15 protein-coding genes and 2 tRNA genes are annotated in these 11903 nt (G+C 55.8%); 7 read left to right on the top strand and 10 right to left on the bottom strand.

The window, feature by feature from the left end:
* Positions 1 to 27: 27 nt before the first annotated feature.
* The 3 genes from NITSA_RS05315 (at position 28) to NITSA_RS05305 (ending at position 690) form a co-directional block, all read left to right on the top strand.
* Entirely contained in the window at positions 28 to 372 is a 345-nt protein-coding gene (locus NITSA_RS05315) for a TraR/DksA family transcriptional regulator (RefSeq protein WP_013553994.1), read from the top strand.
* 129 nt (positions 373 to 501) lie between these two features.
* Positions 502 to 576, top strand: a tRNA-Gln gene (locus NITSA_RS05310).
* Positions 577 to 613: 37 nt separating this feature from the next.
* Positions 614 to 690: transfer RNA gene (locus tag NITSA_RS05305), tRNA-Met, on the top strand.
* Positions 691 to 739: 49 nt separating this feature from the next.
* On the opposite strand, the gene sfsA is transcribed toward NITSA_RS05305, so the two are convergent.
* Genes sfsA through NITSA_RS05280 form a run of 5 tightly spaced genes read right to left on the bottom strand, consistent with a single transcriptional unit; the run spans position 740 to position 4741 of the window.
* On the bottom strand, positions 740 to 1447 hold the full coding sequence (gene sfsA, locus NITSA_RS05300) for a DNA/RNA nuclease SfsA (RefSeq protein WP_013553993.1): 708 nt from the start codon (positions 1445 to 1447) through the stop codon (positions 740 to 742).
* Between the two features lie 10 nt (positions 1448 to 1457).
* The gene (gene cysE, locus NITSA_RS05295) at positions 1458 to 2162 is read right to left on the bottom strand and encodes a serine O-acetyltransferase (RefSeq protein WP_013553992.1); all 705 of its coding nucleotides are present in this window, start codon (positions 2160 to 2162) and stop codon (positions 1458 to 1460) included.
* A gap of 2 nt (positions 2163 to 2164) precedes the next feature.
* Positions 2165 to 4033: a biosynthetic arginine decarboxylase gene (gene speA / locus NITSA_RS05290; RefSeq protein WP_013553991.1), complete on the bottom strand. Its 1869-nt coding sequence runs from the start codon at positions 4031 to 4033 to the stop codon at positions 2165 to 2167.
* A gap of 44 nt (positions 4034 to 4077) precedes the next feature.
* Positions 4078 to 4398, bottom strand: coding sequence for a thioredoxin family protein (locus NITSA_RS05285; RefSeq protein WP_013553990.1), 321 nt, complete (start codon positions 4396 to 4398; stop codon positions 4078 to 4080).
* A 13-nt stretch (positions 4399 to 4411) separates the two neighbouring features.
* Positions 4412 to 4741: a hypothetical protein gene (locus NITSA_RS05280; protein WP_013553989.1), complete on the bottom strand. Its 330-nt coding sequence runs from the start codon at positions 4739 to 4741 to the stop codon at positions 4412 to 4414.
* 219 nt (positions 4742 to 4960) lie between these two features.
* Here NITSA_RS05280 and NITSA_RS05275 point away from each other — a divergent pair, with 219 nt between their 5' ends.
* The gene (locus NITSA_RS05275; RefSeq protein ID WP_013553988.1) at positions 4961 to 5386 is read left to right on the top strand and encodes a hypothetical protein; all 426 of its coding nucleotides are present in this window, start codon (positions 4961 to 4963) and stop codon (positions 5384 to 5386) included.
* 3 nt (positions 5387 to 5389) lie between these two features.
* Here the strand turns inward: NITSA_RS05275 and NITSA_RS05270 are convergent, their stop codons facing one another.
* The 3 genes from NITSA_RS05270 to NITSA_RS05260 are packed head-to-tail and all read right to left on the bottom strand — an operon-like array spanning position 5390 to position 8146.
* Complete coding sequence (locus tag NITSA_RS05270; protein ID WP_013553987.1) at positions 5390 to 5575, bottom strand: hypothetical protein; 186 nt, start codon at positions 5573 to 5575, stop codon at positions 5390 to 5392.
* Positions 5544 to 7016 carry an OmpA family protein gene (locus NITSA_RS05265; RefSeq protein WP_013553986.1) on the bottom strand — a complete coding sequence of 491 codons (1473 nt, stop codon included), beginning with the start codon at positions 7014 to 7016 and terminating at the stop codon, positions 5544 to 5546. Before NITSA_RS05265 ends, NITSA_RS05270 begins: the two co-directional genes overlap by 32 nt.
* Positions 7016 to 8146, bottom strand: coding sequence for a MotA/TolQ/ExbB proton channel family protein (locus tag NITSA_RS05260; protein WP_013553985.1), 1131 nt, complete (start codon positions 8144 to 8146; stop codon positions 7016 to 7018). The genes NITSA_RS05265 and NITSA_RS05260 overlap by 1 nt, the downstream gene beginning before the upstream one ends.
* Positions 8147 to 8250: 104 nt before the next feature.
* On the opposite strand from NITSA_RS05260, the gene NITSA_RS05255 reads away from it, so the two are divergent.
* The 3 genes from NITSA_RS05255 (at position 8251) to NITSA_RS05245 (ending at position 10377) form a co-directional block, all read left to right on the top strand.
* Complete coding sequence (locus NITSA_RS05255; RefSeq protein ID WP_013553984.1) at positions 8251 to 8706, top strand: DUF6524 family protein; 456 nt, start codon at positions 8251 to 8253, stop codon at positions 8704 to 8706.
* 7 nt (positions 8707 to 8713) lie between these two features.
* On the top strand, positions 8714 to 9970 hold the full coding sequence (locus tag NITSA_RS05250) for a hypothetical protein (protein ID WP_013553983.1): 1257 nt from the start codon (positions 8714 to 8716) through the stop codon (positions 9968 to 9970).
* Positions 9971 to 10158: 188 nt separating this feature from the next.
* Entirely contained in the window at positions 10159 to 10377 is a 219-nt protein-coding gene (locus tag NITSA_RS05245) for a cold-shock protein (protein WP_013553982.1), read from the top strand.
* Between the two features lie 114 nt (positions 10378 to 10491).
* Here NITSA_RS05245 and NITSA_RS05240 read toward each other — a convergent pair whose 3' ends face one another.
* Together NITSA_RS05240 and accD are read right to left on the bottom strand one after the other, a co-directional pair.
* A complete protein-coding gene (locus NITSA_RS05240) occupies positions 10492 to 10857 on the bottom strand; it encodes a hypothetical protein (RefSeq protein ID WP_042203758.1) in 366 nt (121 codons plus the stop codon).
* A gap of 127 nt (positions 10858 to 10984) precedes the next feature.
* Positions 10985 to 11827 carry an acetyl-CoA carboxylase, carboxyltransferase subunit beta gene (gene accD, locus NITSA_RS05235; RefSeq protein ID WP_013553980.1) on the bottom strand — a complete coding sequence of 281 codons (843 nt, stop codon included), beginning with the start codon at positions 11825 to 11827 and terminating at the stop codon, positions 10985 to 10987.
* Positions 11828 to 11903 lie beyond the last annotated feature (76 nt).

Here is an 11903-nt window from a genome sequence, read left to right as displayed (position 1 = left end):
AAAGATCCCACCCAAGGAGTGACAGCGGTGACACGGGAAGAGAAAATCGAATTCAAAAAGAGCATTGAGCGGGAGATCGAGACCCTTTCCGAGGAAATCGAACGGCTCCAGGCCTCCCTCTACCCCGAGCGGGGCGAAGGCCCTAGCGACAAGGTCGCCCATATCAGTTTCAAACAGGATCAGCAGGTCCATATCCAGCGCTACAACGAGGCGGTCAAGCGCCTCAACCGCCTCAAACAGGCTTATGCCCGGATCGATACACCCGAATACGGCATCTGCCGCGAATGCGAAGAGCCCATCCCCCTCGAGCGTTTGCGCCTCGCTCCCGAATCGCTCTACTGCGTCGCCTGTATGGAGGAGCTGGGGCTCTGAGGAGCTCCGGTATGAAATTTTGAAAAAAATTGATGAAATTATCCCGATACCCCTTGACAAATGGAGCACTTTGCCTTATAATGCCGTCCACATAAACAAATGTGTTTATGTTCCAAACTTTCAAACGTTTGGGGTATAGCCAAGTGGTAAGGCAACTGGTTTTGGTCCAGTCATTCGGGGGTTCGAGTCCCTCTACCCCATCCATTTGAATCTTCGGATTCAAACTTCTTTTCTCAACGGACGCGGGATAGAGCAGTCCGGTAGCTCGTCGGGCTCATAACCCGAAGGTCGGAGGTTCAAATCCTCCTCCCGCAACCAAATTCACCATTTTTTATTTTTCATTCATATTATTCTCCAAGTCTATTTACTATTTACACAATTTCAAGTCCCCATCATAGATTACTCTCAACTCTTCATTGATCCCCACGTGAAAACCGCGAAAGCCCACTCCCGCATCCAATGCCTCGTAAAAAGCCTTGCGAAACTCAGGATCCCTTTCGGGATGGGGGGCGAAGCAGCGGCAGGGGCGCAGACCCATAATCAGAAGGCTGGCTTTATATCCCCGCCCTACGGCGGCGATTAGCTCTCGGATGTGCCGGGTACCGCGGGTGGTGGGAGTGTTGGGGAAGAGGCAGAGACCCTCTTGGACCAGGGAACAGCCTTTGAGCTCGACAAAGGTATCGTCGGCCCGGTAATCAAGACGGCTCTCTCCGAAGGAGACCTCCTCCCTGATCGTGGATGGCAGAAAGCCCAGCACTCCCAGTTCGATGGCCCGACGGGCAATGGGACGGTGGAGGCGGGTATTGATGAGCACCCATCCCTCTTGCATCTTTGCGGCGATGAGGGTGTAGGAGGTGCGCATCCCGGGAGGGTTCCTGCGTAGCAGCAGCGGACGGCCGGGAGTGAGGATCTCTTCGAGGCGGCCGGTGTCGGCCACGTGGACCCGACGGACCCCCTCCTCCGTTTCGGCTTCGGCGACGAAGCGGTTGGGACGGTCCAGGAAGATTCCGGTCGTGAGGGGGCCAAGTGTCGAGAGATCGTAGAGGGGAGTTCCGAGACTCAGAGGGCTTGGCATTTCGCGGAGCTTAGCGCTTCATCGCTTCGATGAAGTTTTTGTAGACTTCGTCCAGCTCGTGGTCCTGCTTCTCCATCGTCTCCAGATCCCCGCTTTTGATGGTGTGTTCCAGGACGGCGATGCGTTTGAGGAGATACTCGAAAACTTCCCGGTTGACGTCGGGCATAACGTTGTGGCTGAGGGGGGCCTTGTTGTCGACGCGCTGGGCGATGCGGGCCGGGACACCTACGGCGGTGCAGCCAGGCGGCACGTCACGGATCACCACGGAGTTGGCTCCGACCTTGCTCTCCCGCCCAATGGTGATATTGCCCAGGACCTTGGCCCCGGCGCCGATGATGACACCGTCTTCGACGGTGGGGTGGCGTTTGCCCCTGGAGAGGCTGACCCCGCCCAGGGTCACCTGCTGGTAGATCAGCACATCGTTACCGACGATCGCCGTTTCTCCGATCACCACGCCGGTGGCATGGTCGATGAAGACACGCCGGCCGATCCGGGCACCGGGGTGGATGTCGACGGCGGTCAGGAACTGCCCCATCGCTGAAATGAAACGGGCCAGACGTTTGAACTCTTTGCTGTAGAGGCTGTGGGCGATTCGATAGAAAAAGAGGGCCCAGACCCCGGGATAGTTGAAGAAAAGTTCAAATTTGCTCTTAAGGGCCGGGTCGTTTCTCTTGACGGTGGCGAAATCCTCCCGGATCAGTTGCCATAGGCTCATATCTACTCTCCTCCCAGTCGGGATTGGATGGTCTTGAGATAACTGTTCTCGCTCAGGTAGAGATAGAGTTTGCCCAGCACTGCCTGCTTCTCCGTCTCGTTGAGATGTTCGGAGTCTTCGATCTGTGTTTTGAGGCTCTTGTCGATCTGGCCGAGGTCGTAGTCCAGGTCTTCGAGGATGTCCATCAGGTTCTGTGCCTCGATGATGCCCGTGACACTCCACTCCCCCTCCTCGTCGAACTCGATCACCGCTTCGGTGGGATGGGTGAAGAGGTTGTGCCGCATCCCCAGGACCTCCTGATAGGCTCCCGTGAGGAAGATCCCCAGGAAATACTCCTCCTCTTCGACGTCGATATCGTGAAGCAGCAGCGGCGCGTCGGGGTCGAAGGGGATCTCACCGTCGCTGTCGCAGGTGATGTCCCAGATGCTGGCGGGGCGGCTGGGACGCTGGTCGAGGCGATGGAGGGGCATAATGGGGAAATGCTGGCCAAGCCCCCAGAAATCGGGAAGGGATTGGAAGATCGAAAAGTTGACCAGATACTTCTCCTGAATACGGTTCTGGAGGCGCTTGAGCTCGTCGGAGTTTTCCCGCTCCAGGAGGGTCACGGTCTTTTTGACGATGAGATTGACCAGGATCTCGGTGTTGGAACGGTCCTCCAGGTCGATATAGCCCAGGTCGAAAAGGGTCAGGAGGCTCTCCATATGGTCCAGGGCGTCGTGAAGATACTCCCGGGCGTTGGTGCGCTTGAGGGAGCGGTAGAGGTCGTAGAGCTCCTGGACCAGGGGCGGGTTCTGCCCCTCGGGTTTGAGACGGAGGCTCCGCTCGTGGTACTCCTGGCTGAAAAGCTCCAGCACCGGCGCCACCAGCACGGCGTGGGGCGCGGCGATGAAACGCCCCGATTCGGTGAAGATATCCGGCTCTTCGACCCCTTTTTGCCGGGCGATCTCCTGCATGGCGAAGACCACGTCGTTGGCGAACTCTTTGATGGAGTAGTTGCGGCTGGGCTGGTGCTGGCTGTACTCCACGGCGAGGCCCCCGCCGATATTGATGGCGTGAAGGTTCTCCGCTCCCCGGCGTTTGAGTTCGGCGTAGATATTCCCCGCTTCCCGCAGCGCCTTTTTCAGCGGCCCGATCTCACTCATCTGGGAACCGATATGGAAGTGGATCATCGCCAGACTGCCGATGAGATCCTCCTGACGGAGCATTTCGTAAGCCTCCAGCAGTTCGGTGGAGGTAAGGCCGAATTTGGAGCTGTAGCCCCCGCTCTTGGCCCAGATGCCCACGCCGGTGCTATGCAGGCGGATCCGCATACCGATCTTGGGAGTGATGGGGGCGGAGGCATCGCGGTTGCACTCCCGGTGGACTTCGATGATCGTCTCCAGCTCGTTGATCCCCTCGATGGTGAGGGTAATGTTGTGCCCGCTCTTGGCGGCGATGAATGCCAAGGCGATCATCTCTTTGTCTTTGAAGCCGTTGACGGTGATGGGCGCACCCAGCGGGGTCTTGGCCATCGCGATGATGAGCTCGGCTTTGCTGCCGGCCTCGAGCCCGTAGCGCCGTCGGCCCGAAACTTCGATGAGGGATTCGACGAAGTTGGGGTATTGATTGACCTTGAGGGGGAAGACGGCGTGGAACTTTCCGCTGTATTTGAACTCCCGGCGCGCCCGTTCGAAGGCGCCGAAGAGGGTATCGATCTGCTTGCGGATCAGGTGGGGGAATCGAAGCAGCAGCGGCCCCTTGTAGCCCTGCTCGCGGATGTGGCGGGTGATCTCCAGCAACGAAGGGCTCAGGCCGTGGTTGACATTGACCGTTTCGCCGTCGATGAGGAAATTGCCGTCCCCCCAGATGGAGAGGCCGTAATCGTTTTTCATAGCTCTTTTGTCCTTATATTAAAAAATATCTATGCAGGGGTTTTTCACGCTTCCGTCATCAAGGTATAGGGGCGCCGGAGCTTCTGAGCCAGGGCATGCAGGCTGACCGCCCTCCCCTCGCGGGCGAATTCTCTGCCGCCGAGATAGACGATCAGGGTCGGTACGGAGAAGACCTGGAAATGGGCGGAGATCTCCGGATGCTCGTGGGCATTGAGGAAGACCTGCTCAACCAGGGGGAATTCCTGTTCGAAGAGTTCTTTGACCTTGGGGCGCAGGGCGTGGCAGACATTGCACGATTCGCCGGAGAAGTAGAGGAGAACGCCGGGTTTCTCCTCGATGAGCTGCTGGAGGGATTCGAGGGTCATATTGATGCTGCCTTTATGCGGGGATGAAGAGATCGACGCGCTGCATCTCTTCCGTGCCGAGGGTCAGGAGAAGCCCCCGACCGTCGAGGTAGAGATAGCGGCGGAGCCGGCGGTGGAGATGGCGGTAATCCTCCCGATGGTCGATGGCGTGGAACTGCCGCTCCAGCATCTCCAGCGTTTGGAGGTTCTGCCGGCAGCGCTGGCGCTGGAGGCGGTTGAGTGCTGAGCCCGGCTGTAGGGCGTTGCGCAGGGCACGGCTGCGGGCGAAGAAGCTTCGCAGTTGATGGATGATCTCTTCATCACTGGGGAGGCTGTCCCGGCAATAGACAATTCGTCGCAACATGACATCTCCTTTCGGGATTTATTCGCTCTATTCTACTATAGGGGGACTGAATAATAAAGCAACCGAGTAAGCAATGAAAGCGTGGCTTTCAAATGAGGAGTGAGGAACCGAATTGAAAGTTGAGAAATGGAGAATTACGAAGAATCTATCAACCCTCAACTCTCAGCACTCAATATGAGAGTACAATAACGCCACTTTTTATCAAGGAGTCCTTGCCTTATGCATAGAATCTCTTTTGCCGGAGCCCTCACTGCCGCTTTGGTCTTTCTGAGTGCCTGCAGTGATCGACACCCCTATGTGAAACTCTACGACAAAAATCTCAGCAAGAATCCGCCCTCCTGCCTGGCACTACAGGTCTTTCCCCCCGATCCCGATGCCAAGAAAACCCTACGAAAGCTCTACCGCTTCCGTTCGGAATGCCCTTACCTGCTAAAAGTGACCACCAAAGAGGGGATCGTCTGCCGTTCCAACGGCAACGCCCCCATCAAAGCCACCAGCAATTTCCCCAGCGCCTATCTGCGTATGGAGCTTCGCCGCGGGATGAAGCTCCTCTATACCTACTACATCGACCTGACCGATGAACCGGATGCATCGGATATCGAAGCGGCTTTCGACCGGTTCAAGAAAGACATTCCCGTTCATTGATCTTCACGCTCCGCCGAAAAGCATCCGCCACCATCGACGCAAAAAGCCCGGCGCCTTCGCCTCGATCTTTGGAGAGGATTCGCGACTCTCTGTCGGTGCGAAAATTTCATGTTCTAACTGACGAAGCTCTTGATTCGCCTGGCGCAGATGGCGGGGTTCAAAAGAGTTGACGCTTTCCTTTTCCCTCATCGAGGATCCTTTCGATTTCATACATCTGCTCCCGGTTACGGAGGGTGAATTTGATCTCGATCCGCCGGGAAGCCTCCTTGTCCTCTACACCGTTTTTGATGATCGGGTCCATATAGGCACGGCCGCTGGCTACCAAATATTTCTTGAGATGATATTTTTGGGCGATGGGAAGGCTCAGGAGGTAGTTCATCACCGCCAGGGCCCGTTTCTGGGAGAGCTCCAGGTTGTAGAGATAGCCGCCGTCGCTGTCGGTATGCCCCTCGATGATGATCCGGTCGAGATAGGGGCGGATCGCCCGGTTGCTCATCAGCGCGGCGATGTATTTCTCAAACGTGTCCTTGAGCTCCGCTTTGGCCTCTTCTTTGAGCTCGGCGCTCCCTTTGTCGAAGAGGATCTTGGACGAAAGGCGCAGCGCCCCGCTCTTTTTGTCGATGGCGATCCGCTTGCCCAGGGTCTCTTTGAGGGCGTCGATGACCTTCAGCCGGATCCCGGTGAGGGATTTGATCCGGGCCCGCTGTTTGCGCAGGCGGGCGATGAGATCCTCGTAACGGCTCTTTTGCTTATCGAGCGCCTCCAGGAGACGTGTGAGGTTCTCGTCTTTGAGTCTGAGCTCGTTTTCGGTGCGGGTAAGTTTATTGGAGAGGACGATGACCTTGTTGGCATACTCCTGGAGCTTTTTTTGCTTCTGCTGGAGGGTGACGTTGCTCTCCTGGCCCAGATTTTGGAGGATGATGACCTTTTTGTTGAGCTCGTCGATCTTGGCGTTTCGCGCCAGCAGGAGCTGATTGAGCTTTTCGAGCTCTTTTTGTTTGAGTTTCAGATCCTTTTTGCTCAGGGTGATGAGATCCTCTTGCTCCGCCATGTTCTTCTTGAGATTCTCGTTGAGCCGGTGGGCGGCATCGAGGGAGGCATTGAGCTCCCGGACCGTGGAAGCCAGGCGCGCTCCGGCAGCCTTTTGGCGCTTGAGTTGCATTTTCAGGTCCTCGAGGAGGAGATGGAGTTTGCGCACCTCCTCTTCCTGGAGGCGGATTTTTTCCTCAGCGGCGGCGATGTGCTCTTTTTGATGCTGTATAGTGCTTTGCTGGTTGGAGATCATCTCCCAACCGGAGACGATCTTCTTTTCCCTCTCTTCGAGATCCCGTTGCATTTGGGCCAGGCGTTTCCGGCTTTGGCGAAGTGCCCTTTCTTTCTCCTGAAGCGCCTTTTGGAGCTTTTGCAGGTGTAGACGGGTCTTTTGTAGCTGATCTTCCCGTGCCTTGAGGTCGCTTTGGGCCTGCTCGAGTCGCTGCTCCTTCTCGTGAAGGTTGGCCCGCATCAGGACCGATTTGGAGACGATGGCGCCGATGAGCAGAATGAAGACAAAGAGCAATCCCGCCATCAGATCGGCGTAGGAGATCCAGAAGTTGTTGCTCTCTTCGGGGCGGCGGTCACGCTGGAACATCACGCATCCTCAAACAGATCCGGCGCCCGGTGCTCCCGGGAGGCACGCTTGCCGAGGCGGCTGAGCTTCTCCTGTTCTCTGGCGATCAGCTCGGTCATACGCCCCAGACGCTCCACAGCCGAAGCGAGCTCGTAATCGATCTTCTCCAGGCTCCGCTCCACACTGTTGTCGAAGTGCTCCAGGCCCTCTTCGAGGCGCTGGGCGGTCCGGACGAACTGCTGGAGGTTCTTCTCCATCAGCTCCTCGGCCTGGACGCTTTCACGGCGGGACTCCAGACGCTCAAGGGTTTGGCGGAGCTCCCGGGAACTCTCCTGCATCTTCTCCGCCAGGAGGGAAAAGCTCCGGGTCGTCTCCTCGACGATGCTCTGATAGCTGCGCAGGTACTGGCTGCTCATCTCTTTGATGAAGTCGAGGTTGAAGGTCTCCTGGAGGGTTTGGATGATCTTCTGGTCTTTGAGCTCGCTCTGCATATGCTCGTGTTTGACCAGCTCGCTCTTTTTCCAGATCTTGTCGTTGTAGAGCTCTTCAAGCGCCTGGATCTGCCGTTCAATCTTCGCTAATCCCCTCCGCTCGAAAAAGATCCACCAGAGGGAGAGAAAAATCCCGTAGATCGAAGCGTAGAAGGCCGTCCCGACTCCTGCCAGCAGGATCGAGATCTGCTGATCGAGCTTTTCGCTGCTGTTGACGGTGAAATCGGGCATCGAGATCGCGATGGCCAGGAAGGTTCCCAAAATACCCAGCATAGGAAAGATCGTCGCGGCGACCCGGGCATAATTGTCGTCGCGAACCGCCTTGAAGTACTCATCGAGAAAATCCCGGACCGTCAGGGTCGATTTGGTCTTCCCCATAATGGTCAGGGCGTTGCGCCGGAGCCCCTCCTGCAGGTCCTGCTCCATCAGGGCGAAATTTTTGGAGATCCGGCAGGCGGCGTAGCTGGCGTTGTGCGGGATAAAAAAGAGGAAGATGAGAAAGATGAAGGCGACGGTGATCAGGGTATGCAACCCGATATCGAAAGGGATGTATCGGGCATACCCCGCCGCCAGTACCGCCACGAAGAGAAAAGGGACCGACATAAGCGTCAGGTAGACTCCGGGGCAGCTCCCTCCGCGGTGCTGGATCGATTCAGCCATGACCAACCTCCTGATTTGATGCTGCAAACATTATAACAGAGGAGTATGCCCCATAGCCAAAACAGGGACATTTTCTATATAATTGTCTCAAAAAAGGCTCAAAAATGCTTCCTGACATTTTGATCAAAAAATCAAAGACCAAAGACGGGCGTACCGTCCGGCATCTGCGCTGGTGGGTATCGCTGATCCTCTCTATGGCCCTGGCGATCGGCACCTGGAACCCGACGGGGCACGATTTTGTTCATTATATCCTGCGCGGGAATCCTATGGAGGGGTTCCACCCCTTCTATATCCTGGTGATGTTCGCCTTTTGGCTAATGGCTTTCAAAGCGATCTATCAGAGTCTCAAATGGTATGGCGCCTTGATTGCTGCCGCGGTGATCGGCGCTTTCGTCTACGGTCTCTCCTCGAAAGGGTGGCTCGATACTTCCAATTGGACGGTCCTGGGGTGGATCGCTACCATCGGTATGGGATTGATCATTTGGCTGGGGCTCAACGCCTCCATCATCTGGAAGACAGCCACCGGGGTCTATACCACCGATTCCACCGACGAGGATTGAGTCTGTCGTGCGCCGCCGGAATCTGATCGCCCTGCTGATCCTCATCCCCTTCCTGGCGGCACTTCTGCTCTACGATATCTTCCCCGGGAGCCTCGATTGGATCCTGGGATATATGCTGGCGGCCGCTCTGGCTTTCAAAGGGGCCATCCTCGCTTTTTACAGCGCTTCCAAACTCAAACTCTTTGCCTATTTCAAAGGATTGACTCTTTTTCAGGGAGGTCTACTCCTCCTCAAGCGCTGGTTCCTGGACAATGTCTTCTCCCGCTGGCTGCGCCGCAATATCTTTCGTCCCGCCTCCACTGCTCTTCGGGAGGCGAAAGAGTATTACCTCGGCCTCGATTTCCGGGCCAAGCTGCGCAATATCCTTCTGGCCACCCTCGCCTCTGCTTTTGGCTTCTGGCTGCTTTACAGCAGCGGCTACCTGACCCACCTCTTCCTCTTTACGGAGCTCAAGGTGGTGATCATCAGCCTTTCGAAGACCCTGCTGCTGGTCCTGGGCAAATTCACTTCCCTGCTCTTCAACTCCTGGCTGACACCAATCCTGGAAGTTTTCGCTTTCAGCTGGTTTTTTACCTGGCTGGAGCGGACGCTCGGGCCTGATCATCCCATCAACCGATTTCTCGATCGTCTCGGCTACTTTTTCGGCCGGATCTTCGCCTGGGCCATCCTCCTGGTGCGCCAGTACATCGATCCGCTGCTCAACCGGCGCGTCAGAGAAAAGAGCCGGCAACTCGCCCGACGGGCCCGCGCCTATATCGAAGACAAAAAGATCGCCTACGAGATGGAGCAATTCGACCGTCTCGACCGGCTGCTCTCAGAGGGGCATATCGATACCTACCACTCCTTTAAAGGGATGGACTCCATCCGCGACAAGCGGGAACTCTACCGCACCATCAACCGCCGCACCCGGGACGGGATCGATATCGTCGCCTTTGTCTCCCGCAATGCCCGGGGGGAACTACTGTCCGAAGGAGCCGAGGACAGCTTCCACCACGATGTCTTTCTGCTCGAAGGCCTGGCCAGTTCCCAGAAGCGCGGGGTGAAGAAGGAGTTGGCGGAGCATCCCGATTACAGTGATTTCTGGATCCTCAATACTTCCCTCTACCCCGCCACGCTGCGCTCTTACTCCGGAGTCGTCCCCCCCACACCCATCGAACCCCAGTCCCTCAAACATATCTCCTGCAAGCGCCTTCCCGACTATCACGACGGGGATCTCTATCTCGAATACAAGGGCCGGACCGAGGCCTTTATCCCGGTCGATTGAGAAAAAAGAAAGAATTTCTCCAAAAGCCTTGCTATTGCGGAATATTGCAGCTATAATGGTCCCCGAAGATAGATGAGGTTCGAGTTCATCTTCTGTGTGTTAGACGTGTTGCCGCTTTACCGTTGCTCCGCTAGACCCTGAAGACTCCCCGACATTTTGATTCAATATTACATCAAAAAGGTACTACAATGGCAGAATTGCATCACGGAACCGTTAAATGGTTCAACGACGAAAAAGGTTACGGTTTTATTCAGCAGGACAATGGTGGGAACGATGTTTTCGTTCACTTCCGTCAAGTCAACAACCCTGAAGGCGGCCGCGTCTCTCTCTACGAGGGCCAGAAAGTCTCTTTCGAGATCGGTGAAGGAATGAAAGGCCCCCAGGCCGAGAACGTCACCCCTCTCTAAACCTTTCAGGTTTCGCTTTCAGCGGAACCGATTTTCCATCCCCCTTTTTTCCACAATCCATTTTTTTGCTTTCTTTTCAAACTCATCAACAATTTCAAAACCTTGTCATATTGGTTAAGTTTCGTGTGAAATATTTCGGAAACCTACTTTGGGATAGAGGGTTTTCATCAGGTCGAGATCCCGGGTAAACCCCTTACCTATGGCACGGATGGTCGGAAGATGGTGTTTCATCAATTTTGCAGTCTCCTCCGCTTTACCTTCGATGACCAAGGCAAACCAGGCATACTCGGCAGCATAGCTCTGCCCTTCTCCCAACGCCTTACGGGCCGCACGGAGTGCCATATCTGGGCGATTGCCCAGGAGATAGTACCAGGCAGCCTTGGCATGGGCTCCGTCGATATCGACATATCGGGCATAGTCCAGGCAACTTGGCTGATAGCTGCGATTATGAAGTTTGCCGACATGATAATCACAAATCATACTTGATTTTACCGCGGAACAGGTGGGGCAAGCTCCGGATGCCGAACCGGTAGCGGAGACAGATTGCGTGGACAAAAGTAAAAGTAGAGAAAGGGAACAAAACGCCGTGCGACTCATCGAAAGAGGCTCATTTTTGCTGGAGAAAGAGTTTGAGAAAGTTGCCGATGCTCTCTTTCATATTGTTCCGGTCGACGACCATATCGATGAGGCCGTGTTCGAGGAGGAATTCCGCCCGCTGAAAGCCTTCGGGAAGGTCGGCGCCGATGGTCTGCTTGATGACCCGCTGTCCGGCAAAACCGATCAGGGCGTTGGGCTCGGCCATAATAATATCGCCCAGCATGGCAAAAGAGGCGCTCACCCCGCCCATCGTGGGATCGGTGAGGACAGAGATGAAGGGGAGCCCCTCTTCGTGAAGGCGATGAAGCGCGGCAGAAGTTTTGCTCATCTGCATCAGGCTGAAGGTGCTTTCCTGCATCCGCGCCCCGCCGCTGGCGGAGACGATAACGACTCCGGCCTGGCGCTCGATGGCCCGGTGGACGGCACGGACGATCTTTTCCCCCTCTACGGAGCCCAGGCTTCCCCCCATAAAGGCGAAGTCGAAGACGACCAGCTCCGTCGGCTGCCCTTCGATGGTGCAACTGCCGCTGATCACGGAGGAGGTGCGGCCACCCGTTTTGGCTTTATTCTCTTCGATTCGTTTTTTATAACTCTTTTTATCGACGAATTTCAAGGGATCGACGGGAACCAGACCGGCATCCTTCTCTTCGAAGCTCCCCTCGTCCGCCAGCAATTCAATGCGTTCTTTCGCCCCGATCCGGAAATGGTGGGAACATTTGGGGCAGACGTTGTGTTTGGCTTCGACCTCTTTGTAGTACATCAAAGAGAGGCATTTGGGACATTTGATCCAGTGGCTGGGGGCGTCATTGCTCTGCTGCTTGCGCATACCCCGGAAGAGATTGCCGAAATTCATAAGCACTCCTTCCCGTTTCGGGACGATGATTTTGGGTAGATTATATCCAATCGGTGCTTGAAAAGTGAGGGAGGAG

The sequence above is a fragment of the Nitratifractor salsuginis DSM 16511 genome (assembly GCF_000186245.1).
Lineage (GTDB): Bacteria > Campylobacterota > Campylobacteria > Campylobacterales > Sulfurovaceae > Nitratifractor > Nitratifractor salsuginis.
The sequence above is the reverse complement of the archived record's forward strand: the minus strand, read 5'-3'. Positions and strand labels throughout refer to the sequence as shown.